The organism is Halomonas salipaludis, assembly GCF_002286975.1.
Taxonomy (GTDB): Bacteria; Pseudomonadota; Gammaproteobacteria; order Pseudomonadales; family Halomonadaceae; genus Franzmannia; species Franzmannia salipaludis.
In genome coordinates, this window is the sequence record NZ_NSKB01000012.1 from 28,193 (window position 1) to 51,311 (window position 23,119).

Sequence of the window (23,119 nt, forward strand, 5' to 3'; positions counted from 1 at the left end):
TCTGGAATGAAGTCAAAGGAGATGGCGTACCGTTCCGCCGCCCCGAGGGGCGGCGGAGAGCGTAGGACTTACTCGGCCAGGGCAGCTTCGGCTTCTTCGGCCGCGGTGCTGCCACCACAGGAACCGGTGGACACGTTGAAGTTGCCGCAGCGCATCGGCGCGCGCCAGTCGGCAATCAGGTCGCGCGAGCCCGGCAGATAGTCGGACCATGCATCACCGGCCACGGTGGAGGGCGTCTGCCAGACGATGTCGAACTGGCCGTTGTCCTGGATCTCACCGATCAACACCGGCTTGGTAATGTGGTGGTTGGGCATCATCGCCGCATAGCCGCCGGTAAGATTGGGCACCGTCACGCCAATGATGGCGTCCTTGACCGCGTCGACATCGGTGGTACCGGCCTTGCGTACCGCCTCGGCCCACATGTTGAAGCCGATGTAGTGGGCCTCCATGGGATCGTTGGTCACCGCCTCCTCGTCGCCGGTGTAGTCGATCCAGGCGTCGATGAAGTCGTAGTTCTCATCGGTATCGACACTCATGAAGTAGTTCCAGGCCGCCAGATGACCGACCAGCGGAGCGGTGTCGATCCCGGTCAGTTCCTGCTCGCCCACCGAGAAGGCCACCACCGGGATATCCGCAGCATCAACGCCCTGGTTGGCGAGTTCGGTGTAGAACGGCACATTGGCATCGCCGTTGATGGTCGAGACCACCGCGGTCTTCTTGCCTTCGCTGCCGAAGCGACGGATGTCGGAGACGATGTTCTGCCAGTCGGAGTGGCCGAAGGGGGTGTAGTTGATCATGATGTCTTCGTCGGCCACCCCGAACTCATCCTTCAAGTAGGCCTCGAGAATGCGATTGGTGGTACGCGGAAAGACATAGTCGGTCCCCGCCAGCACCCAGCGCTCCACGCCGACCTGATCATGCAGGTAGTTGACGGCGGGAATCGACTGCTGGTTGGGTGCCGCGCCGGTGTAGAAAACGTTCTCGGAGGACTCCTCGCCCTCGTACTGCACCGGATAGAACAGCAGGCCGTTGAGCTCCTCGAACACCGGCAGCACCGCCTTGCGCGAGACAGACGTCCAGTTGCCGAAGACCACGTCGACCTCTTCCTGAGCCAGCAGTTCGCGAGCGCGCTCGGCGAACAGCGGCCAGTTGGAGGCGGGATCGACTACCACTGCCTCGAGCTCACGACCCAGCAGGCCGCCCTGCTCGTTTTGCTGCTCGATAAGCATTTCGACGGTGTCCTTGAGCACCGTTTCACTGATCGCCATGGTGCCCGACAGCGAGTGGAGGATACCGACCTTGATCGGATCGTCGGCCAGCGCCTGGCCGGCGCCGGTCAGGGTGCCCGCCGCCAGCATGGCGGCGATGAGACGACGGGGAGTAAAGGATGCCTTGGGTGCGTTCACGAGATTCTCCTTGCGGAATCTGGTTGTTATACGCCGTCGCGGGCGCCTGGCCCGCACTGCGGCGTTGTGTCCAGCGTCGCGTCAGCCCGCAGCGGGTACCGCGCGTGGCTATCGCATAGGAGATATCGCAAGGGTTATGCCAGCGCCGACAAGAGGCCCTGGTTTGTTAGCCATTTCAATCAGTTGAGAATAATAGGTTGAGGCGTCATCGACGCCCAGCGCACCATTAGCGTGCAATGCATGGGGCGCGCACCAGTGCAATGCGCCAAAATGATGAAACAGCGCGCACCCACACGGTGCAGCGTGCGTAAAACAAGCCGGCCGCCCAACGGGCGGCTGGCTTGCATCAGGGCCGGCGGCACTCAGTCGGGATAGAAGGCGGCCTCGTCGAGGGCCATCAATGGCTCGGCCCCGGCATGGATCTGCTGCTCGAGGGCCAGGGTATGCGGCAGCATGCGGGCAATGAAGTGGCGACCCACGCTGAGCTTGGCCTGATAGAACGCCGCCCCGGCCGGGCCATCCTGGCGCAGGCCATGCTCGGCGGCACGGGCCATCTTCCACCACATCCAGGCATAGGTAACGTGGCCGAACAGCTGCAGGTAATCGTGGGCCGCGGCGCCGAGCTCCTCGGGGTGGCCATCAGCGCGCTCCAGTAGCGCGGCAGTGACCGCCTCGAGACGCGCCAGCTCCTGCTCACAGGCGCGCTGGAACGGCGCCAGGGTATCGCTGGCCTCGCTGGCCAGGTCGGCGCGCATCACCGCGGCGAAGCGCTCGACGTAGGCGCCACGATTGCGAAATAGCTTACGCCCCACCAGGTCCATGGCCTGTATACCGTTGGTGCCCTCGTAGATCATCGCGATGCGCGCATCGCGCACGTACTGCTCGGCGCCCCACTCCACGCAGTAGCCGTTGCCGCCGTAGAGCTGCTGCGCCTCGACGGTGGCCGCGAAGCCGCGGTCGGTGAGAAATGCCTTGGCTATTGGCGTCAGCAGCGCCACCAGGTCGGCGGCCTGCTCACGCGCCGCGGCATCGGGATGAAACTTGACGCAGTCGAGCTGGCTGCCGACGAAGGCGGCGAAGGCTCGGCCGCCCTCGTTCCAGGCGCGGGTATTGAGCGCCATGCGGCGGACATCGGGATGCACCAAAATGGGGTCCGCGGGCTTGTCGGGGGCCGCCGGGACGCTCGGGGCACGACTCTGCAGACGTTCACGAGCGAAGTCCATGGCGCTCTGGTAGGCCACTTCGCCGAGACCGAGCCCCTGGATGCCGATCGACAGGCGCTCGTAGTTCATCATGGTGAACATGGTCGCCAGGCCCTGGTGCGGCTCGCCGATCAGGATGCCCTCGGCGCCGTCGAAGTTCATCACGCAGGTGGCACTGCCCTTGATGCCCATCTTGTGCTCGAGGCCGCCGCAGCTCAGCGCGTTGCGCTCGCCGAGGGTGCCGTCGGCATTGACCTTGAACTTGGGCACCAGGAATACCGAGATGCCCCGGGAGCCGGCAGGCGCATCGGGCAGTTTGGCCAGTACCAGGTGGACGATGTTGTCGACCATGTCGTGCTCGCCGCCGGTGATCCAGATCTTGCTGCCGGTAATCGCGTAGCGGTCGTCTGCGAGCGGCTCGGCGCGGGTCTTGATCAGCCCCAGGTCAGTGCCGCAGTGGGGCTCTGTAAGGCACATGGTGCCCAGCCACTCGCCGCGGTGCATGGGCGGCAGGTAGATCTGCTTGATGGGGTCCGGGGCGTACTGGTCGAGCAGCAGGGTGGCGCCATTGTTGAGCGCTGGATAGAGCGCGAAGCTGGCGTTGGTGGCGTAGAGCATCTCCTCGAAGGCCACCGTGAGCATCTTGGGCAGGCCCTGTCCGTCGTAGTCGGGATTGCCGCCAAGTCCCAGCCAGCCGCCCTCGGCGAGGGTCTTGCAGGCCGCCTTGAAACCGGCAGGCGTGCTCACCTCGCCGTCCTTGAGATGGCAGCCCTCGGCATCCCCCGTCTGGTTGAGCGGGAACAGTTCGGCCTCGGTGACCCGTGCCCCCTCCTCGAGGATGGCATCGGCGAGCTCGGCACCGAACTCGGCGGTAGCCGGCATCGCTGCCCACATCATAGGTGCTTCCAGCACCTCGTTGAGGACGAAACGCATGTCGGTCAGTGGTGCCCGGTAAAAGGCCATGGTGTCTCTCCTGGTCGGCGGCGGTCACCGTCTATCGCGGCAACCACCAAAATTCAAACGATTGCTTGAATTCTAGACCAGTCACCTACGGGCTGTCATAGCGACCTTGGGCGTAGACCGCCAATAGCAGCGCGGGGGCGCCGGCTGTGCCGACGCCCCCGCGTAGCTCCTGAAGGACCACGTCTCAGGCCTGAGCGCGTACTCCGGCAATGGCCTTCTTGACCAGCGGCAGAGCCAGCGACAGCACCGCGATGATCAGCAGCCACATCGAGATCGGCTTGTCGATGAAGATCGACCAGTCGCCGCCGGAGATCTGCAGCGCGCGACGCATCGACTCCTCCATGATGGCGCCCAGGATCAGTGCCAGGATCAGCGGTGCCGCGGGGAAACCGAACAGCCGCATGCCGAGCCCCAGCAGGCCGAAGCCCAGCAGCAGCAGCAGGTCGAAGACGCTGAAGCTCATGCCGTAGACGCCGATCATGCAGAAGATCAGGATCAGCGCCAACAGCAGCGGACGCGGCATATCGAGGATCTTGGCGATCAGCGGAATCAGCGGCAGGTTGAGCACCAGCAGGAAGATGTTGCCGATGTACATGCTGGCGATCACGCCCCAGAACACATCCGGACGGCTCTCGATCATCGCCGGCCCGGGGGTCACGCCCATCACCAGCAGCGCCCCCAGCAGTACCGCGGTGGTGCCCGAGCCGGGTACGCCGAGGGTCAGCAGCGGCACGAAGGAGCCGGTACAGGCGGCGTTGTTGGCCGCCTCCGGCGCCGCCACGCCCTTGATGTTGCCCTTGCCGAAGGTGTCACCGTCCTTGGCCAGGCGCTTCTCCATGCTGTAGCCCAGGAACGAGCCGATGGTGGCGCCGGCCCCCGGCAGCACGCCGGTGAAGAAGCCCAGGATCGAGCTACGCCCGATCGGCGCGGCGATGTCGCGACACTCGCGGCCGGTGAGCTTGAGCGAACCGATGGCATTGCGCGGCTGCTCCTTGCCCCCACCGCCGCGCAGCAGCATGTAGAAGACCTCGGCCAGGGCGAAGATACCCAGCGCCACGACCAGGAAGTCGATGCCGTCGAGCAGGTGGGCGGCACCGAAGGTGTAGCGCTCGGTGCCGGTCTGCAGGTCGATGCCGATGATCGAGATCATCACCCCGACCACCGCGGCGATCAGGCCCTTGACCAGCGACTTGTCGGACAGCGAGACCACCGCGGTGAGGCCCAGCACCATCAGCGCGAAATACTCGGCGGGACCGAAGCTCACTGCCACCTTGCCGAGCAGCGGCGCCACCAGCATCAGGAAGACGATCGACACCGTGCCGCCGATGAAAGAGGAGTAGGCCGCGATTGCCAGCGCCTTGCCGGCCATGCCCTGCTTGGCCAGCGGGTAGCCGTCGAAGGAGGTGGCCACGGTGCCGGCGACGCCCGGCGCGTTGAGCAGGATCGACGACGTCGAGCCGCCGAAGATTGCGCCATAGTAGACGCCGGCCATCAGGATCAGGCCCGATGACGGCTCCATGGCGAAGGTGATCGGGATCATCAGCGCCAGCGCACTGATCGGCCCGAGGCCGGGCAACATGCCGATGATGGTACCAGCAAACACCCCGAAGAAGACGTAGGCGATGTTCATGGGCTCCAGCGCAATGCCGAAGCCGTACATCAGGTTATTGAAGGCTTCCATGGAAGTATCTCTCTCACGTGACGTTGACGTCGGCTCAGAGCGGCAGAATGCCCGTCGGCAGATAGACATCCATGACCTTGGTCATGGTCAGATACAGCGCCAGCACGACGCCAAGCGATACCGCCATGTTGACCCCGTGGCGACGGTAGCCGTAGTACCAGGCCAGCCCGAAGGAGAGCGTGGTGGAAGCGACAACGAACCCGATGGGTGCCAACAGCAGCGCGTAGAGCACGATGGCCAGCGAGGTGATCACCACCCGCGACCAAGGACGCAGCAGCAGCGGCTGGGCCTGTTCATTGGGGTCGAGCTCGTCGGGTATGTCCTGTGCCTTGGGTTTTTCAAGGAACAGCAGCAGTGAGAGGCCAAGCAGCGTGAAGCCCAGCACCTTGGGGAACAGGTCGGAATCGACCGGGCGCGGCAGCGGGAAGTTGGGGATCTGCCAGGCCATGGCCAGGTAGCCTACTGCCACCAGTGCCAGGCACAGCGCCAGGATCTGGTTTACGTTGAGTCGTGTCATGAGGAGTCTACCCCGAACCCTATGAAGGCGGGTTCAAGTGTCACATTCAAGAACGCGTGGGCCTCGCTAGCGAGGCCCACGCCGCAACAGCGCTGGGTGGTCGACTTAGTCGCCGAGCAGGCCCAGCTCGCTCAGCACTTCGCTGAACTGCTCTTTCTGCGCGTCGAGGAAATCGCCGAACTCTTCGCTATTCTGATAGGCATCGAGCCAGCCCAACTGGTCGCGGGCGTCGGCCCAGCCATCGGTCTCGAGCATCTCGGCGAAGAGGTTCTCGTAGTAGGCCACCGCCTCTTCCGGCATGTTCGGGGTGCCCATCACGCCGCGCCAGATATCGAAGGTGTAGTCGATGTCCTGTTCGAGGTAGGTCGGGATGTCGGCCAGGGCACCACCCAGGCGCTCCGGCGCGGAGACGCCCAGCGCACGGATATCGCTGCCCTCGCCCAGCTGGCCTGCGGCTTCGCCGGCACCGGTGATGACCGCTTCGACGTGGCCGCCCATCAGATTGGTCATCGCTTCACCACCGCCAGAGAACGGGATGTAGTTGACGTCCGAGGCATTGAGACCTGCTGCCGAGGCCATGCCAGCCATAGAGATGTGGTCCATGGAGCCCGGCGCGCTACCGCCGCCGACGCTGAGGCTGGTGTCCGCTGCCATGGCTTCGATCAGGTCGTTGAGACTCTGGTATTCGGAGTCGGCCGGAACCAGCACGATGGAGTAGTCGGTGATCAGGCGCGCGATCGGCGTGAAGTCGGTGTGATCGTAGCGCGAGGTGCCGGCCAGCGGGACCAAGATGATCGGCGGGCTGGTGGCGAAGATCTTGTGCGGGTTGCCGTCGTCGCGGGCAATCTGCGCCCAGGCCACGGCACCGCCGCCGCCCGGGGTGTTGATCGCCGCGTAGTTTTCCTCGGCGAGGCCCTCTTCCTGGATCACCCGCGAGGAGGTGCGCACCAGGGTATCCCAGCCGCCCCCCGGATTGGCCGGGGCGATGAACTCTACCGAGCTGGTCGGCTGCCAGTCGTCGGCCTGGGCCGTGGCGGCGCCGAAGGCCATGGTCGCGGCCAGCGGCAGGGCCAGGAAGGATAGACGGGTAAGCTTGGCGGTCATGGCGTTCTCCACTTCAATTGCTTTGGTTGTTATCGGCACGCTTGCGGTGCCTCGATACGTCTCGTCCTGCACCCTAGTGCAAGGTGATTCGGGCCGACAAGCTTGTGGCGATAAACGATAAAAAGCGCATTAGCGGCATTCTGCTCATTATGTTCACGCCGAAGTATTGCAGGACGAGTGCCGTCCCTCATCCGCCCTCGCCCAACCACTCATCGGCACTGCCCACCAACCGGTAGCGGCGCTCCGGCCTGCCTACATCACCATAGCCCAGTTCGGCACGCGCCACGTCCACCGATACCAGAAATTCCAGGTAACGCCGCGCCGTGGAGCGACTGGCGCCGATCAGAGTAGCCAGCTGCATGGCGGTTAGCGGGCCGGCCTCCTCACGCAGGGCACCCACTACCGCTCCCAGCGTCAGGCGGTCGATGCCCTTGGGCAGTGCCGTGCGGCTGGCGGCGGGAGCCTTTTCGGTACTCGCGCGCATGCGCCCCAGGGTGCGGTCGAGCTCCTCCTGGCTCATCTCGGCCTTGTGGTCCAGCGCGGCACGCTCCTGGCGAAAACGATGCAGCATCTGCGCCATGCGCGCACCTTCGGTGGGCTTTATCAGGTAGTCGAAGACACCACCACGCAGCGCCTCGGCGATGGTTTCGACCTCCTTGGCGGCGGTGATCATCACGATGTCGAGATGCGCGTGACGACGACGCATCTCCCACAGCAGTTCGAGACCCTCGACGTCGGGGATATAGGCATCCAGCAGCACCAGATGAATGCTGCTCGCGTCGCGGGCGAGAATCGCCATCGCCTCGGCGCCGGTCTTGGCCATGCCGACCACCTCGAAGCCATCGCTCCGCTCGATGAAGGCGCGGTTGATATCGGCGATGCGAAAATCGTCCTCGACGATCAGGATCCCATACACGGGTTCGCTCATCTGTTTCCCTATTGTTGTATGCGTTGCTGGCGTGTTGTTGCCGTGCTCAGGCATCGCTGACGCTGGTCGCACGGCACAGTGTCTTGTCGAGCACCACGGTGAAACCGGCACCACCCAGCTCGCTGTCCTCCAGGGTGATGGCGCCGCCGTTCTCCTCGCATAGCCGGCTGACCAGCGCCAGGCCGATACCGCGATGCTTGCCGGGCTTGGTCGAGAAGCCCTCGCTGAAGATCGATTCGACCTGCTCGGGCGGCACGCCGGGGCCGTTGTCCTCGACCTCGATCAGCAGCTGGTCGCCGAGATCGGTGAAGAAAAGCCGCACCCGCGGCTGGCGCGGGCCAGCGTCGGCATCGAGGCCAGCCGCGCTGGGTGTGCCGATGCCCTGCACTGCGGCATAGCAGGCGTTGTCGAGCAGATTGCCGATCACCGTCATCAGCACCTCCTGACCGTGCAGCGTCAGCGGCTCGCCGAGCGAGCTCTGTTCGTCGATCTCGAGCTGCACGCCCAGCTCGCGGGCGCGGGTCAGCTTGCCCATCAGGGTACCACTGAGGACCGGGTCGGCGACGTGGGCCATCAGAAACGCCATCTGCGCCTGAGCCCGCTCGCTCTCCTGATGAATCAGCGCCAGCGCCTCCTTGACCCGGTCGAGCTGCAGCAGGCCGGAGATGGTATACAACTTGTTGGAAAACTCATGGGCCTGGGCACGCAGCATGTCGACGTCGCGGGTCACCGCGCTCAGCGCCTGGGACAGGTCGACGATCTCGCGCCGGCTGCGGAAGGTCGCCACCGCCCCCTCGACCTCACCTTCGTGCATCACCGGCACGCGGTTGACCACCACCGGATGATCGCCCAGCCACATCTCCTGGTCGAACTGGCGTTCGCCACTGTCGAGCACCTCCATCAGCCGCGAGTTGGGCACCACCTCCTGGACCGGCTGGCCGAGCACCTCACGCTCGCTGGGCAGGTCGAGAAAGCGTCGCCCCTGCTGGTTGAGCAGGGTGATCTGCCCCTCGTGGTTGACCGCCAGGATGCCCTCGTGGATCGACTGCAGGATGGCCTCCTTCTCCATCGCCAGGCGTGCGATCTCGTGAGGCTCGAGCCCCAGGATCACGCGCTTGAGGTGGCGCGACAGACCATAGGCGCCGGCGAAGCCGAACACGATCATGAGTGCCACCAGCATCCAGCCGAGGTTGGTATGTTCGATGACATCCAGCTCCACGCGATCGAGCATGAAGCCTACCGAGACGATGCCGACGATATTGCCCTCGGCGTCGAATACCGGCGTCTTGCCGCGAATCGCCTCGCCCAGCGAGCCGGTGGCCTCGGAGACGTAGGACTCGCCGTGGATCAGCGCACGATCGTTGTCGCCACCGACCATCGACAAGCCGAGCCGCTCCTCCAGCGGGTGGGAATAGCGAATGCCTTCCTCGTCGCCGACCACCACGTAACGGGCCCCGGTCTCGCGGCGGATGCGCTCGGCGATGGGCTGGATGGTGGCACTGGGATCGTCGTCGTTGAAGGCCTCGATCACGGCCGGGATGCTGGCCACCGAGAGCGCCACCGACAGCGCCCGCTGGCCGATCTGGTCGGCGATGATCTCGGCCTTGCGGTGATTGAGGTAGGCGCCCTGGGCCAGCAGCATGCCGGCCAGCAGCGCGCCCACCAGCAGCATCACCTGCAGCCGGAAACTGCGCAGCTTGAGCCCACGGCGGCTGCGGCGCCGCCAGCGGGCGACTTCGGCGATGACGTCAGGACGGGTAGTGCGCATACGGGGCCTCACTCGGCGCTGACGCGCACCGGCGCGACACCGCTGCGTAGCATGTCGAGCTCCTCGGCGGCGCGCCGCGACAGGTCGATGATACGGCCACGCACGAAGGGGCCACGATCGTTGATGCGCACCACCGTTTCGCGGCCGTTGTCGAGATGGGTGACGCGCACGCGGGTACCGAACGGCAGGCTGGGATGCGCCGCAGTAAGCGCCCGCTGATCGAAACGCTCGCCGCTAGCGGTCTGGCGACCGTGGTAACGGTCGGCATAGTAGGAGGCGATGCCCTCCTCGGTGGCCACGCCAGCGCCCGACTGGCGCGACGCCTCGCGGCTAGCGCAGCCAGCGAGCAGCACGGCCAGCGACAGCAGCGCACATAGTACCATTAACCGCACTGACCCGCGGGCGGCAAGGCGCGTGGGAAGTCCATGCATGTCGAGCGGCCTACCTCTGACAAAGTCGCACTCAGGCGCTGTCGGCGTTGGCCTCGGGGGTGGGGTGCTTACCCTCCTGCCAGCCACCGCTGCCGGCCCCGCGCGGGTCGAACCACGCCAGGCGCGCATGCAGCGCCACTACCTGGCCGACGATGATCAAGGTCGGCGGCTTGATAGTGCCCGCCGCAACGTCCGCGGGCAAGTGCCGCAGGGTGCCAACATGCACCCGCTGGCGAGCCGTGGTGCCCTGCTCGATCAGCGCCAGGGGAGTGTCGTCGGCCAGGCCATGGGCGCGCAGCGCCGCGCTGATGATCGGCAGCCCTCCCAGCCCCATGTAGAACACCAGGGTCTGTCCGGGGTGGGCCAGGGTCGCCCAGTCCAGCTCGCAGCTGCCGTTCTGCAGATGACCGGTGATGAAGCGCACCGATTGGGCATGGTCGCGGTGAGTCAGCGGAATACCGGCATAGGCGCCACAGCCCGCTGCTGCGGTGACCCCGGGGATCACCTCGAAGTCCACGCCAGCCGCCGCCAGGGTTTCGAGTTCTTCGCCGCCGCGGCCGAAGATGAACGGATCGCCGCCCTTGAGGCGCACTACGCGCTTGCCCTGGTGCGCCCAGTCCACCAGCGCCTGGTTGATGCCCTCCTGAGGCACACTGTGCTGCGAACGCGCCTTGCCGACGTAGCATCGCTGGGCCTGGGGATTAGCCATGGCCAGGATCTCCTCGCTGACCAGTCGGTCATGCAGGATTACCTCGGCGAGTTGCAGCCGCTTGAGCGCCTTGAGCGTCAGCAGCTCGGGATCGCCCGGACCGGCGCCCACCAGAGCAACCTGACCGCGCGGAAAGTCACGGCGATTGGCCAGGCCGACATCGGCGGTTAGCGAGGGATAAGAGGCCATCATAAGAACCAAAAGGAATAAAAGAGACAACAGATATGCCGAAGTTTAGAGCATCATGGCAGGCGCCGCCAGCCTGTCGGACACACGATACTGCCCCGCCGGCCGAGGCCGACAGGGCAGTGACTAGCGCTGCAGGCGAGGTCAGGCGCCGCGCGGACGCCGCAGGCGCGGGCTCGCCACCTCACCGATGACCACCACCAGCGCCAGCAGGGCCAGCAGCCACGGCCACTGCGACGCCAGATGCAGGGTCGCGATGCCCAGCGCATCGACGAAGATCAGCAGGATCCCCAGCGGGCTGACGTAGCGAATCATGAACAGCCACAGCGCGTGCTGGGTATCGGACAGGCCGAGCTCGGCCTTGAATATCTCGTGGCGCAGCAGGAAGCCGGCCATCAGCGCCATCGCCAGGCCACCCAGCGGCATCATCCAGCGCGAGGTCAGGTAGTCGAGCCAGTCGAAGGCGTTGCGCCCCGCCAGGGTCCAGTCGGCGCCCCAGTTGAACGACAGCATCGCCAAGCTGCTGACCAGCCACAGCACGATGCCCACGCCCCAGGCGGCGTGCTTGCGCGCGATCCCCTTGCTCTCGTTGAGCCAGGCCACGGTGGCCTCGATCATCGAGATCGACGAGGTCAGTGCCGCCATCGACAGCATCACGAAGAACAGGACGCCGAACAGCGTGCCCAGCGGCATCGACTGGAAGGCCAGCGGCAGGCTCATGAAGATCAACCCCGGCCCCTCGCCGGGATCCATGCCGTTGGCGAAGATGATCGGGAAGATCGCCAGGCCGGCCATCAGCGCCACCACGGTATCGGCGGCCGCCACGCTGAAGGTGGTGCGGGCAATCGAGCTGCGGTCGGGCAGATAGGCGCCGTAGGTGAGGATCGCCCCGGAGGCCAGCGACAGGGTGAAGAAGGCGTGCCCCAGGGCCGCCAGCATGCCCTCGCTGGAGAGGCCTTCGGCGTTGAAGGAGAACAGGAAGGCGACCGCCGCGCCGAAGCCGCCGGAGAAGACGCCGTAGCCGATCAGGATCGCCAGCATGATCACCATGCCCGGCATCATCCAGCTGACGCTGCGCTCGATGCCGGCCTGGACCCCCTTGCTGACGATCAGCATGGTCAACACCACCACCAGCGTGCTCCATAGGCCGAGGTTGAAGGGGTTCTCGTTGTTGGCGACGAAGATCGCCACCATGTCGTCGACGCTCGACCCGCCCAGCGAGCCGCTGAGCATCTTCCACAGATAGGAGAACGACCAGCCGGCCACCACCACGTAGAAGGAGAGGATCATGAACCCCGCCAGCATCGCCATCCAGCCCACCAGCGACCACAGCCGCCCGTGTCCCGACTCGCGGGTGACGCGCCGGATGGCGTCGATGGGACTGCCGCGTCCGCGCCGGCCAAAAGCGATCTCGGCCATCATGATCGGCACCCCCACCGCCAGGATGCAGGCCAGGTACACCAGCACGAAGGCGCCACCGCCAAATTCGCCAACGATATAGGGAAATTTCCAGATATTGCCGAGGCCCACCGCGGAGCCGGTGGCGGCGAGCACGAACCCCAGCGGCCGAGCCAGAGATTCTTGGGTTGTTGTCTTGTCGTCATTGCCAAACCTTTCGAGGAAGCTTGTTATTGTCGGCGATTACCGAACGATTCGCTACCGAAGCGCCAGACATCATCGTCATTGACCAGATAAAACGTCATGAACGGCATAAAATAACGTTTCTTTTGAAACGATATGCTGCGTGAAGCGCCCCCGACAAGCGCTGATCGTCGCCTGTCACCCTTGCCTCGCCAGAAAATCGTCACGAAAACCTGACACCTGCACCCGAGCACCATCCCGCGCTTCCTCGGTTACACTGGGGCACGACTCGAACGACACGACACAGGATACTTGCCGTGAGCCACGCCCCCTCATCGCCGCCGCCCGAGCTGCAGCTGGAGCAGTTCCTGCCCTATCGCCTGGCCCATCTCGCCGAGCGCATCAGCCAGTCGTTGGCGCAGATCTACGCCCGCGAGTTCGAACTCAGCATCGCCGAGTGGCGCATCCTGGCATGGCTGCATCAGCGCAGCAGCCTAACCGCCAGCCAGATCTGCGAGCTCACCGACATGGACAAGGCGCGGGTCTCGCGGGCCGTCAAGTCGCTGGGCGAGCGCCAACTGCTGGCCCGCCAGCGCACCCACCGCGACCAGCGCAGCATGCGCCTGAGCCTCACCGAGGCGGGACAGGCACTGATGGCCGAGGCGATCCCACTGGCCCTGGCGTGGGAGGGCGAGCTGGTCGACGCACTCAGCGGCGCCGAATATCGTGACCTGTTCCGGCTGCTCAACAAGCTCGATGCACGCCTGGATCAACTGGTCGAGGCTTGACCCGACCCAGGCCTCCGGCTAGATTTAGTTTCAAATGAAACAAAATAAGTCTAGTCAGGAGATTCGCCATGCCATCCCAGCATGCCGTGCCGTCGTACCACTGCGGCTTTCGCAATCACGTCTCGAGCGAGGCGCTGCCCGGCGCCCTCCCCGAGGGCCAGAACTCGCCGCAGCGCTGCGCCTACGGCCTGTATGCCGAACAGCTGACCGGCTCGGCCTTCACCGCGCCGCGCGGCCACAACCTGCGCAGCTGGCTATACCGTATTCGCCCCTCGGTGGTGCAGAGCGCCTACCGCCCGCTCGACCATCCACGCTGGGTGACCGCCCCCGACGCCTCGGCGCTGGCCGATCCCAACCAGATGCGCTGGGACCCGCTGCCGCTGCCCACTGAGCCCAGCGATTTCATTGACGGCCTGACCACCATCGGCATCAACGGCGATGCTCAAGGCCAAGCCGGCTGTGGCGTGCACGTCTACGCCTGCAACCGCAGCATGCAGCGCTTCTTCTACGACGCCGATGGTGAGCTGCTGATCGTGCCGCAGCTTGGCGATCTGGTGGTGCGCACCGAGATGGGCGTGCTCGAGGTGGGCTGCGGCGAGATCGCGGTGATACCGCGCGGCGTCAAATGCCAGGTGCGGCTGGCCGAGGGCAGCGAGGCGGCACGCGGCTATGTGTGCGAGAACTACGGCGCCCCCTTCGAGCTGCCCGGACTTGGCCCGCTCGGCGCCAACGGCCTGGCCAACCCCCGCGACTTCCTGACCCCGCCCGCCGCCTATGAAGACGTGGCGGGCGAGTTCGAGCTGCTGGTGCGTTTCGCCGGCCGGCTGTGGGTGACCCAGCTCGACCACTCGCCGCTTGACGTGGTCGCCTGGCACGGCAACTACGCGCCCTACAAGTACGACCTGGCCCACTTCAACACCATCAACACGGTGAGCTTCGACCACCCCGACCCATCGATCTTCACCGTGCTGACCTCGCCCTCGGACACCGCGGGCGTGGCCAATATCGACTTCGTGATCTTCCCGCCGCGCTGGATGGTGGCCGAGAACACCTTCCGCCCGCCCTACTTCCATCGCAACCTGATGAGCGAGTTCATGGGCCTGATCCATGGCGAGTACGACGCCAAGGCCGAAGGCTTCGTGCCCGGCGGCGCCAGCCTGCACAACTGCATGTCGCCCCATGGGCCGGATGCCGAAACATTCGACAAGGCCTCCAGCGCCGATCTCAAGCCCCACTATCAGGCCGCCACCCTGGCCTTTATGTTCGAGAGCCGCTATCCGTTCCAGACCGTGCCCGGCGCACGCGACGCCAACTTCCGCCAGCGCGACTACGTCGATGTCTGGTCGACGCTGCGCTCCCACTTCGACGACGAGCGGCCCTGATTCCCCTGACGACAAGGATTCCACGACGATGAAACTCGCCACCCTCAAGCTCGACCCCAAGCAGCAGCGCCGCGACGGCGAACTGGTGATCGTGTCCCGCGATCTGCGCCAGGCCGTCAGCGCCAGCGATATCGCCGACACCCTGCAGCAGGCCCTCGAGGACTGGGACGCTGTCAGCCCTCGGCTCGAGCAGCGCTACGCCGAGCTCAACGCCGGCAGCGCCATGGGCGCCTTCGATCTCGACACACGCGAGCTGCACTCGCCGCTGCCGCGCAGCTACCACTGGGCCGATGGCTCGGCCTATCTCAACCACGTCAAGCTGGTACGCCAGGCGCGCGGCGCCGAACTCCCCGAGAGCTTGTGGAGCGACCCGCTGATGTATCAGGGCGGCGGCGACGTCTTCCTCGCCCCGCATGAGGACATCGCAGCGCTCAGCGAGGAGCACGGCATCGACTTCGAGGGTGAGATCGCGGTGATCACCGACGACGTGCCCATGGCGGTAACGCCGCAGCAGGCCGCCGGCCATATCAAGCTGATCATGCTGGTCAACGACGTCAGCCTGCGTGGATTGATCCCCGGCGAGCTGGCCAAAGGCTTCGGCTTCTTCCAGGCCAAGCCGGCCTCGAGCTTCTCGCCGGTGTGCGTGACCCCCGACGAACTGGGCGACGCCTGGCAGGACGGCCGCGTGCACCTACCGCTGAGCGTGCACCTCAACGGCGAGAAGTTCGGCGAGCCCGAGGCCGGGCCGGACATGATCTTCGGCTTCCCCGAGCTGGTGGCTCACGCCGCCAGGACCCGCCACCTGGGTGCCGGCGCCATCGTCGGTTCGGGCACCGTGTCCAACCCCGACCCCGACGGCGGCCCTGGCAAGCCGATCGCCGACGGTGGTGTCGGCTACAGCTGCCTGGCCGAGGTGCGCATGGTCGAGAAGATCCTGTTCGATGAGATCAAGACGCCCTTCATGCGCTTCGGCGACAGGGTGCGCATCGAGATGTTCGACCGCCACGGCCACAGCATCTTCGGCGCCATCGACCAGCAGGTGGTAAAGTATCAGCCCAAGTGAGCGGCCAGGAGAGGCAAGCATGACCACGCTATACGGCTACTACCGCTCCTCGGCGGCCTACCGGGTGCGCATCGTCCTCAACCTCAAGGGGCTGGCCTACGACCAGGTGCCGGTCGACCTGGTCAAGGGTGGGCAGCGCTCTGAGGAGAGCCTCGCCCGCAACCCCCAGGGGCTGGTGCCGGTGCTCGAGACCGATGACGGGGTCCAGCTGACCCAATCACTGGCGATCTGCGAGTACCTGGAGGAGTGCCATCCGACCCCGCCACTGCTGCCGGCGGACCCCGCCGGACGGGCGCGGGTGCGCGCCCTGGCGCAGCTGATCGCCTGCGAGATGCATCCGCTCAACAACCTGCGCGTGCTCAGGTACCTGGTGGATGAGCTGGGCGCCAGCGACGCAGCCAAGCTGGCCTGGTACCGCCACTGGATCGCCGAGGGCTTCAGCGCGCTGGAGGCCCAGCTCTCCCGCGCGGCGGGCAGCGGCGACTTCTGCCACGGCGACTGCCCGACCCTTGCCGACGCCTGCCTGGTGCCCCAGGTGTTCAATGCCGAACGCTTCGACTGCGACCTCGGCGACTACCCACGCATCCAGTATATCGTCGCCAACTGCCGTGCCCTGCCCGCCTTTGAGCAGGCCGCGCCGGCGGCGCAGCCCGACGCACGCTAACTCCCCCTACCGACACGGCGCCGTGCAACACGCACAGCGCCGGTTTCTCAGCCCACGGTCATGCCATCCCCTCGCACCAGTACGCCATCAGCGGAACCACAGCGCATCGAGGATCCCGCTCGGGTAAGTGAGGCTCATGAAGTGCGCCATGGCGACCAGGAAGACCCCCGCACCCGCTGCCAGAATCACGGCAATCCAAGGCTTGAGCTTGGCAATGAACAGCAGGAAACCCAGGCAAAACAAAATCGCCGACGAGACCAGCCCCAGGCTGAGAATCATGCCCACGAGGGCGAAGAAACCCAATATCCAGAGCATCTCTTCACGCAGCGGCAACCATGTCCAACCAGCACCGGCGAGCGTCAACCTGACCACCTCAGCCGCCATGGAGGCCAGGATGATCGCCATGGCAAGCAGCGGGAAGACGCTTCCGAGCAGCGACATCTGACGAGTTTCATGCCAGGTCAACAGCGACAGTGCGAGCAGGCCGATGAACAGGAGGATATCGATGTTGCTGAGGCGAAGCTTGCCTCCCTCCTGAGCCTCCGAATCCCCCGCCCCATCGCGCTTGAACTGCGAGGTAGGCTCATTGGCTTGCGTACGCTTACGGCGGAAATGCTGCAACAACGGCAGGAACAGCGAGATGCCAATCATGGCAGCGATGATAGCGACACCAGGCCGTGCAAAGGCACTGCTGCCTTGGAACTGCACGGCTTGGTAGAAGTAGGTTTCAGCACCGGCAGCGAGCACGAAACCGATCAGGAAGGCGGGACGCGACCAGCCGGCACGCTTCATCAGTACACCCAGCAAGCCGACCAGGCCCAGCGCTATGAGGTCACCGGTGGAGCGCGTCGCTTGATAGGCCGCGAACAGGATCAGCGTAGTGATCAAGGGCGCCAGAATGACAAAGCGGACACGGGTCAGGCTGGCGACGGGCCCCGCCAGGCCAAGGCAGAGTGCCGCGCCCAGGATATTGGCCAGCGCCAACGACCAGATGATCGTGTAGGTCAGGTCGAGATGCGTTTCGATCATTCCGATCCCGGGCTGCAGGCCCAGCAGCAAGAGCCCGCCGAGGAAAACGGCGGCGGTGCCCGAACCGGGGATGCCGAACAGCAAGGTGGGCACCATGGCACCACAGGCGGTGGCATTGTTGGCCGACTCGGGGGCAATCACCCCGCGAATGTCGCCTTTACCAAACTGTGATTTGTCCTTGGCACTCTGCACGGCATGGCCGTAGGTCAGCCAGTCCACCACCGAACCGGCCAGGCCGGGAATGGTGCCGATCAGGCTCCCCGCCCCGGCGCAACGCATCACCAGGCCGCGCTCTCTTGCAACGTCCCCGAAGCCTTGTCGCCAGCCCTTGCCAAGGGCATAGGTCTGATTGGCGATGGCCCCGCGCCCCTTCAGCAGGTCGATGATCTCCGGCAACGCGAAGATACCCAGGCCGACGACCACCAGCGGCAAGCCATCGTAGAGATAGTCGATATCGAGGTTGAGCCTGAACTCACCCGTGGCCGGTGCCATGCCGATACCACCTACCAGCAGCCCCAGGCCGCACGCCGCCAGGCCCTTGAACATGTCGCCCCCTGACAGGACGGCCACCATCGACAGCCCCAGCAGCGTCAACATGAAGAGCTCTGAGGACGAGAAAGAGAGCACCACCGGCCGCGCAACGACGATGAACAAGGTAAGCACAATCGCGCCTATCAGGCCGCCGATCATCGACGAGAGAAAGGCACTCGACAAGGCGCGTGCCGCCTGGCCCTGCTTGGCGAGGCTGAACCCATCCAGCACAGTGGCTTGTGAAGCACTTGACCCGGGAATACCCAATAACACCGATGCAAAGGTGTCCCCGGTAGGAATGACCGCCACCAACCCCATCAACATGCCCAAAGCAATCGCAGGATCCATGCCATAGAGGAATGGCAACAGTATTGACATGCCTGCAATGCCGCCTAGCCCGGGGATAATGCCTACGATTAGCCCGATGGAAACACCAAGCATCATGTAGAGCAGATGGGGCAAGGTGAAAACTTGCCCTAAGCTAGATAGCAATACATCAAACATAGGAAGAATCTCGTAATAAATGGCAGCGTGCCGGGCCGCCCACCCAAGCGGACAGCCCGGCGTCTAGGTGCACGTCAGATTGAGGCACCAAAGCGACTTTCGAGCCACTCGGCCAACCATTCACGAGTACCATCATCGAGGGTCATCACCTCCTGCAGGTGACGCTCTGCCACGCTTCCATTGACCAGGCTATAGGGGCCGAGCTGGGCTTCGGACTCTTCCAGGAAGCGCTCGTCATTGATGAATGCGCTAGCAGCGCTGCGGTAGTCATCGATGATATCCTGAGGCGTATCGGCAGGTAGCATGATCAGCTTCTGCAGCGCAAAGCCGGCGGCAAAAAACTGGCGAAATGCATCGTAGGCAGGACCTTCGGGGGCGGCACCGTGGAGTTCTGCATAGACTTCACTGAAGGTAGGCAGGTCGGGGAACGCCGGGTCGCGCACCAGCTCACCCTCATCATTCAGCATGCCCAGCGAGAATAACGGGATGGCGTCTCCCGCTTCCACCAAAGGCTCAACGCTGCTGAAATACGCGGAGGTGGTCTGAAAATCGATCTTGGCCTCTCCGCGCTCGAAAGCCAGGCGGCCTTCGCCACGGCTGCGCATGCCGAACACCGCCGTCACGTCCATATCCAGCATATCCAGCGCTATCAATACCGGCATCTCGAGACCGGTAGGGGTTTGCGCGGCAAACTTCACCGGGGTTTCGAGAAGCGCCGCCATGACAGCGTCCTGGTCTTCGCCCAATTCGCTGCTGGCATACACCACCCCGCCGGTGGGCGAGGCGAGGACCGGCAGCCAGTCGGCATAGTCGTAGCGTACGCGATCTTCGTTCAGCATGGCCGGGAACTGCGTCGATGCCGACGTGGCAAGGATATGACTGCCGTCGCTGCTTGCCCGTCTGGCGAACACGTTGGCCCCATTGATCGAACCGCCGCCAGGCACATTGTCGATCATGATGGTGGGGGCACTTTCCAGGTATTCAGTAAGCCAAGGGGCAAGGAATCGCGCCCACACATCGGTACCACCACCCACACCAAACGGGACGGTGAACGTGACATTGCCCGGCACATTGCTATCGGCATGGCCGTAGCTTCCAAACAGCAGCGCAGCACTCACTACGCCAGCCTTAACAAGCTTGCCAAGCCCGGGGGCCAAGCCAGTTTCTTTGCGGTGAAACAGTTTCATGGCGTTACTCCTTTCTACTTATAGGATATATGCGATACTAGGCTTACCATCCAAGCGCCAAGGCGCTTGCCATTCGGGGCCAAAAGGGCCTATAAAAAAGTCAAAATCATGCGCTGAGTGCTGGATAAAAGATGTCCCCACTCATTATTTTGCGTGCTGTTCTTATCATCGAGACGCGCGATACGTCACCACTTCCTCCGCCACCGTGTGACACATCGAGCTCCATGACACCGAGAGGGTGCTCGATACTCACACTTTGCAGAAGATCCCCCGGGCCAAGGTGGCCTGCCTTGACTGCCACACGGTTGGCCAGCGTCCCCTCGACGCTTATGGCACTTGCAAGTGCTATTGCCCCGGTCACGGCTATCGACTTATGGCAGCTATGTGGGACGAAGTATCGGGCACGCAGGGTACACGCCGGCGCATCCGAACAGGAGACGATGATCGGCTTGGGCAGAACGCTCTGAGTCACGTCTCCCATGCCCATGAGCCGCCCCGCCTGGCGCCTAATCTCTTCCAGGCGGTCCAGCATGTCACGGTTGGCATCCAGCTGCTCGGCCGTTTCATTGCCTTGCACACCCAGTGCGTTGGCTTCCACCAACACCACGGGAGTTGCCGCATCAATGCAGCTCACCTCGACCCCATCAATGACATCGACGGTGTTGCCGGTGGGCAGCAGGTGCCCGGTCTTGGCGCCGACGACATCCAGAAAGCTCAGACGTATCCCTGCGGCACTGCCGGGTACACCGCTAATCGAGACATCACCTTCGTAGCAGACCTGCTTGTTCGGCGTGGAAACCTGGCATTCGATGAACCGCTGAGTGTTGAGATTGCGGACACGAACACTGGTGATACCTTCATCAGCCTCGACCAAGCCGGTTTCAATGGCGTACGGGCCAACTGCCGAAAGCATATTGCCGCAATTTGGATTGAAGTCGACATGTCGCTTCAGCACATCGACCTGGGCAAAAAGATAATCGACATCGGCATCTGGATGGGTGGATCGCTCGACAATGGCCACCTTGCTGGTCAGTGGATTTCCCCCACCGATACCATCGATCTGCAGCAGATGACCCGAGCCCATCAGCCCCAGGAGCAAATCGGCCCTGGCCGCTTCCGAATCGGGTAGATCCCTCATTCTCAAGAAGGGCCCCCTAGAGGTGCCCCCCCTCATGATGATGCAGGGAATGCTATTGCTCATGAATCATATCTCGGCTCATGTTTGACGTGATATGAGCTTGTCACCCCGCCTTTGATGCCTCAAATGCAAATATACATGCAAATTATGGCGATACGCGCATTAATGTGCTAGCGTTATTAGTTGAAAACAATGATGCAAGAGACATGTCATGCTACATAGGGTCGAGTTCCTGGATCTACAGGCGTTCGTGCTGGTCGCCGAGCTGGGTAACTTTCACGAGGCTGCCAAGCGGTTGCATCTCTCACAGCCGGCATTGTCACGCCGCATTCAGAAGCTAGAAGAGGTCCTGGAGGTGTCGCTGCTCGAGCGCACCACCCGCCGTACACGCCTGACGGCGATCGGAGTGGACTTTCTGCCGAGGGCACGTCGGGTCATCGAAGAGTACGAGTCTTCGATCTTCGGCATCAGGGAGCTGGCGACCCACAAGAAAGGCACCCTGACCATCGCCTGCCTGCCGACGGCCGCCTTCTACTTTCTGCCCAGTGTCATTCGGGTGTTCAGCGAAGCCTGGCCCGGCATACGCATCCGCATTCTCGACGTCAGCGCCAACGAGGGGTTGGAGAAGGTGGTAAGGGGGGAGGCGGATTTCGGCATCAACATGATCAGTGCGCAGAACCCCGAGGTGGACTTCACGCCCTTGCTGAAGGACCCCTTCGTGCTGGCACTGCGCTCCGATCACCCATTGGCCCATAAAGCCGAGATCCAGTGGGACGACCTTCACGACGTGCGCTTGATCACGGTGAGTCGCGACAGCGGCAACCGTACTCTGCTGGACAACGCCCTATCCGCCGATGGTATCCGCTTGAACAGCTTCTACGAGGTGCAGCATTTGTCCACCTCGCTGGGTCTGGTCGAGTCGGGGTTGGGCGTGGCGATCCTGCCCCGTATGACGATGCCGGGTGCCGACCACGACACGCTCTGTTCACGACAACTTCCGGCACCCAACATACAACGGACCATCGGCCTGGTGACCAGCAACTCGCATAGCCTGTCGGGGACGGCACAGCTGTTCATCGACCTGTTGCTCGAGAAGTGGGGGAACGACAGGGAGGGTGAGTTTCACTAGGTTGGTTTGTACGAAAAGTCGGCGAGCGATAGCCAGTTACGGCAAAAACCCCGCGGCATGGGCCGCGGGGTAAGCGTCAGGAGCGGTATGTCGAGGGGCTCAGTCGTCCTTGATCACGCCGCGGCGGATCTGATCCTCCTCGATGGATTCGAACAGCGCCTTGAAGTTGCCCTCGCCGAAGCCGTCGTTGCCCTTGCGCTGGATGATCTCGAAGAAGATCGGGCCGATCACCGTTTCGGTGAAGATCTGCAGCAGTACCCCCTCGCCTTCGGCACCGTCGACCAGCAGGCTCAACTCGCGTAGCTCGGCGACGTTCTCCTGATGATTGGGCACCCGCGCATCGACCTTTTCATAGTAGGTGTCCGGGGTGGAGAGGAAGGTCACGCCGTTGGCACGCAGGGCACGCACCGTGGCATAGATATCGTCGGTGGCCATGGCCAGGTGCTGGATGCCTTCGCCGTTGTACTCGCGCAGGAATTCGGCGATCTGCGAGTTGTCGTCGGCGGACTCGTTGATCGGGATGTGCATCTTGCCGCACGGCGCGGTCATCGCCCGCGACAGCAGCCCGGTCTTCTTGCCCTTGATGTCGAAGTAGCGATTCTCGCGGAAGTTGGCGATGTCGGTATAGAAATCGGCCCACTTGTCCATCTGGCCGCGGTCGACGTTGTGGGTCAGGTGGTCGAGCACCTTGAGACCGACGCTGCGCTCGTTGGGTTGGCTACCAGGAATCTTCTCGAAGTCGATGTCGTAGATGGTGCGGCCCTGGCCGTCGACCCGGTTATCGACGAAGTAGAGCAGCGAGCCGCCGATACCGCGTACCGCCGGAATGCCGACCTCACCGGGCCCGACCGGATTCTCCACCGGCTCGGCGCCGTTGGCCACGGCATGCTCGAAGGCCTGCTCGGCGTCGGCCACCTTCCAGGCCATGGCGCAGGCGCTGGGGCCGTGGATCTTGGCGAATTCGGCGGCGTGGCTGTTCGGCTCGGCGTTGAGCACGAAGTTGACGCCCTCCTGCTGGAACAGCGAAACCTGTTTGGAGCGGTGCTTGCGGGTCTCGGTGAAGCCCATCTGGATGAACAGCTGGCGAAGTGCCTCCAGGCCTTCGGCGCTGGGTGCGGTGTATTCGACGAACTCGAAGCCGTTGGTGCCGATCGGATTGTTTGCGCTCTGCTGCGCAGCGACCTGTGCCGGTGCGTTCATGGAGACCTCCTCAGGGTGTTGTTGTGGG

18 protein-coding genes and 1 pseudogene are annotated in these 23,119 nt (G+C 64.0%); 5 read left to right on the forward strand and 14 right to left on the reverse strand.

The window, feature by feature from the left end:
* Window positions 1-68 precede the first annotated feature (68 nt).
* The 10 genes and pseudogenes from urtA to CK498_RS23430 all read right to left on the reverse strand — a co-directional run bounded on the left by urtA (window position 69) and on the right by CK498_RS23430 (window position 12,499).
* Window positions 69-1,358: an urea ABC transporter substrate-binding protein gene (gene urtA, locus CK498_RS23385; protein WP_095623301.1), complete on the reverse strand. Its 1,290-nt coding sequence runs from the start codon at window positions 1,356-1,358 to the stop codon at window positions 69-71.
* 410 nt (window positions 1,359-1,768) lie between these two features.
* On the reverse strand, window positions 1,769-3,571 hold the full coding sequence (locus CK498_RS23390; protein ID WP_095623257.1) for an acyl-CoA dehydrogenase C-terminal domain-containing protein: 1,803 nt from the start codon (window positions 3,569-3,571) through the stop codon (window positions 1,769-1,771).
* 184 nt (window positions 3,572-3,755) lie between these two features.
* The gene (locus CK498_RS23395) at window positions 3,756-5,252 is read right to left on the reverse strand and encodes a tripartite tricarboxylate transporter permease (protein WP_095623258.1); all 1,497 of its coding nucleotides are present in this window, start codon (window positions 5,250-5,252) and stop codon (window positions 3,756-3,758) included.
* A 34-nt stretch (window positions 5,253-5,286) separates the two neighbouring features.
* On the reverse strand, window positions 5,287-5,769 hold the full coding sequence (locus CK498_RS23400; protein WP_095623259.1) for a tripartite tricarboxylate transporter TctB family protein: 483 nt from the start codon (window positions 5,767-5,769) through the stop codon (window positions 5,287-5,289).
* A gap of 105 nt (window positions 5,770-5,874) precedes the next feature.
* The gene (locus CK498_RS23405) at window positions 5,875-6,873 is read right to left on the reverse strand and encodes a Bug family tripartite tricarboxylate transporter substrate binding protein (RefSeq protein WP_095623260.1); all 999 of its coding nucleotides are present in this window, start codon (window positions 6,871-6,873) and stop codon (window positions 5,875-5,877) included.
* Window positions 6,874-7,060: 187 nt separating this feature from the next.
* Complete coding sequence (locus tag CK498_RS23410) at window positions 7,061-7,801, reverse strand: response regulator (RefSeq protein ID WP_095623261.1); 741 nt, start codon at window positions 7,799-7,801, stop codon at window positions 7,061-7,063.
* A 46-nt stretch (window positions 7,802-7,847) separates the two neighbouring features.
* A complete protein-coding gene (locus tag CK498_RS23415; protein ID WP_095623262.1) occupies window positions 7,848-9,569 on the reverse strand; it encodes an ATP-binding protein in 1,722 nt (573 codons plus the stop codon).
* Between the two features lie 8 nt (window positions 9,570-9,577).
* The gene (locus CK498_RS23420; protein WP_229359193.1) at window positions 9,578-10,000 is read right to left on the reverse strand and encodes a septal ring lytic transglycosylase RlpA family protein; all 423 of its coding nucleotides are present in this window, start codon (window positions 9,998-10,000) and stop codon (window positions 9,578-9,580) included.
* Window positions 10,001-10,031: 31 nt separating this feature from the next.
* Window positions 10,032-10,898, reverse strand: coding sequence for a uroporphyrinogen-III C-methyltransferase (gene cobA / locus CK498_RS23425; protein ID WP_217987845.1), 867 nt, complete (start codon window positions 10,896-10,898; stop codon window positions 10,032-10,034).
* A gap of 141 nt (window positions 10,899-11,039) precedes the next feature.
* Window positions 11,040-12,499 (reverse strand): annotated as a pseudogene (locus CK498_RS23430) (sodium-dependent transporter).
* Between the two features lie 294 nt (window positions 12,500-12,793).
* Between CK498_RS23430 and CK498_RS23435 the strand changes: the two are divergent.
* The 4 genes from CK498_RS23435 (at window position 12,794) to maiA (ending at window position 16,373) form a co-directional block, all read left to right on the forward strand.
* Window positions 12,794-13,264 carry a MarR family winged helix-turn-helix transcriptional regulator gene (locus CK498_RS23435; protein ID WP_176475888.1) on the forward strand — a complete coding sequence of 157 codons (471 nt, stop codon included), beginning with the start codon at window positions 12,794-12,796 and terminating at the stop codon, window positions 13,262-13,264.
* 68 nt (window positions 13,265-13,332) lie between these two features.
* Complete coding sequence (hmgA, locus tag CK498_RS23440; RefSeq protein WP_095623266.1) at window positions 13,333-14,646, forward strand: homogentisate 1,2-dioxygenase; 1,314 nt, start codon at window positions 13,333-13,335, stop codon at window positions 14,644-14,646.
* 28 nt (window positions 14,647-14,674) lie between these two features.
* Entirely contained in the window at window positions 14,675-15,709 is a 1,035-nt protein-coding gene (locus CK498_RS23445) for a fumarylacetoacetate hydrolase family protein (RefSeq protein ID WP_095623267.1), read from the forward strand.
* 19 nt (window positions 15,710-15,728) lie between these two features.
* Complete coding sequence (gene maiA, locus CK498_RS23450) at window positions 15,729-16,373, forward strand: maleylacetoacetate isomerase (protein WP_095623268.1); 645 nt, start codon at window positions 15,729-15,731, stop codon at window positions 16,371-16,373.
* Between the two features lie 87 nt (window positions 16,374-16,460).
* On the opposite strand, the gene CK498_RS23455 is transcribed toward maiA, so the two are convergent.
* The 3 genes from CK498_RS23455 to CK498_RS23465 all read right to left on the reverse strand — a co-directional run bounded on the left by CK498_RS23455 (window position 16,461) and on the right by CK498_RS23465 (window position 20,825).
* Complete coding sequence (locus CK498_RS23455) at window positions 16,461-18,437, reverse strand: tripartite tricarboxylate transporter permease (protein WP_095623269.1); 1,977 nt, start codon at window positions 18,435-18,437, stop codon at window positions 16,461-16,463.
* A gap of 74 nt (window positions 18,438-18,511) precedes the next feature.
* A complete protein-coding gene (locus CK498_RS23460) occupies window positions 18,512-19,624 on the reverse strand; it encodes a type 2 periplasmic-binding domain-containing protein (protein WP_229359194.1) in 1,113 nt (370 codons plus the stop codon).
* A 106-nt stretch (window positions 19,625-19,730) separates the two neighbouring features.
* A complete protein-coding gene (locus tag CK498_RS23465) occupies window positions 19,731-20,825 on the reverse strand; it encodes a 4-oxalomesaconate tautomerase (protein ID WP_095623270.1) in 1,095 nt (364 codons plus the stop codon).
* Window positions 20,826-20,973: 148 nt separating this feature from the next.
* On the opposite strand from CK498_RS23465, the gene CK498_RS23470 reads away from it, so the two are divergent.
* Window positions 20,974-21,891 (forward strand): LysR family transcriptional regulator, encoded by a 918-nt coding sequence (locus CK498_RS23470; protein ID WP_095623271.1) that lies wholly within the window; start codon window positions 20,974-20,976, stop codon window positions 21,889-21,891.
* A gap of 99 nt (window positions 21,892-21,990) precedes the next feature.
* Here the strand turns inward: CK498_RS23470 and hppD are convergent, their stop codons facing one another.
* Window positions 21,991-23,091 (reverse strand): 4-hydroxyphenylpyruvate dioxygenase, encoded by a 1,101-nt coding sequence (gene hppD, locus CK498_RS23475; RefSeq protein ID WP_095623272.1) that lies wholly within the window; start codon window positions 23,089-23,091, stop codon window positions 21,991-21,993.
* Between the last annotated feature and the right edge of the window lie 28 nt (window positions 23,092-23,119).

Excerpts from the sequence above, each read along its gene's own strand:
- urtA (WP_095623301.1), bottom strand. The coding sequence starts at position 1,358 with ATGCTGGCGGCGGGCACCCTGACCGGCGCCGGCCAGGCGCTGGCCGAC.
- CK498_RS23390 (WP_095623257.1), bottom strand. The coding sequence starts at position 3,571 with ATGGCCTTTTACCGGGCACCACTGACCGACATGCGTTTCGTCCTCAAC.
- CK498_RS23395 (WP_095623258.1), bottom strand. The coding sequence starts at position 5,252 with ATGGAAGCCTTCAATAACCTGATGTACGGCTTCGGCATTGCGCTGGAG.
- CK498_RS23400 (WP_095623259.1), bottom strand. The coding sequence starts at position 5,769 with ATGACACGACTCAACGTAAACCAGATCCTGGCGCTGTGCCTGGCACTG.
- CK498_RS23405 (WP_095623260.1), bottom strand. The coding sequence starts at position 6,873 with ATGACCGCCAAGCTTACCCGTCTATCCTTCCTGGCCCTGCCGCTGGCC.
- CK498_RS23410 (WP_095623261.1), bottom strand. The coding sequence starts at position 7,801 with ATGAGCGAACCCGTGTATGGGATCCTGATCGTCGAGGACGATTTTCGC.
- CK498_RS23415 (WP_095623262.1), bottom strand. The coding sequence starts at position 9,569 with ATGCGCACTACCCGTCCTGACGTCATCGCCGAAGTCGCCCGCTGGCGG.
- CK498_RS23420 (WP_229359193.1), bottom strand. The coding sequence starts at position 10,000 with ATGCATGGACTTCCCACGCGCCTTGCCGCCCGCGGGTCAGTGCGGTTA.
- cobA (WP_217987845.1), bottom strand. The coding sequence starts at position 10,898 with ATGGCCTCTTATCCCTCGCTAACCGCCGATGTCGGCCTGGCCAATCGC.
- hmgA (WP_095623266.1), top strand. The coding sequence starts at position 13,333 with ATGCCATCCCAGCATGCCGTGCCGTCGTACCACTGCGGCTTTCGCAAT.
- CK498_RS23445 (WP_095623267.1), top strand. The coding sequence starts at position 14,675 with ATGAAACTCGCCACCCTCAAGCTCGACCCCAAGCAGCAGCGCCGCGAC.
- maiA (WP_095623268.1), top strand. The coding sequence starts at position 15,729 with ATGACCACGCTATACGGCTACTACCGCTCCTCGGCGGCCTACCGGGTG.
- CK498_RS23455 (WP_095623269.1), bottom strand. The coding sequence starts at position 18,437 with ATGTTTGATGTATTGCTATCTAGCTTAGGGCAAGTTTTCACCTTGCCC.
- CK498_RS23460 (WP_229359194.1), bottom strand. The coding sequence starts at position 19,624 with ATGAAACTGTTTCACCGCAAAGAAACTGGCTTGGCCCCCGGGCTTGGC.
- CK498_RS23465 (WP_095623270.1), bottom strand. The coding sequence starts at position 20,825 with ATGAGCAATAGCATTCCCTGCATCATCATGAGGGGGGGCACCTCTAGG.
- CK498_RS23470 (WP_095623271.1), top strand. The coding sequence starts at position 20,974 with ATGCTACATAGGGTCGAGTTCCTGGATCTACAGGCGTTCGTGCTGGTC.
- hppD (WP_095623272.1), bottom strand. The coding sequence starts at position 23,091 with ATGAACGCACCGGCACAGGTCGCTGCGCAGCAGAGCGCAAACAATCCG.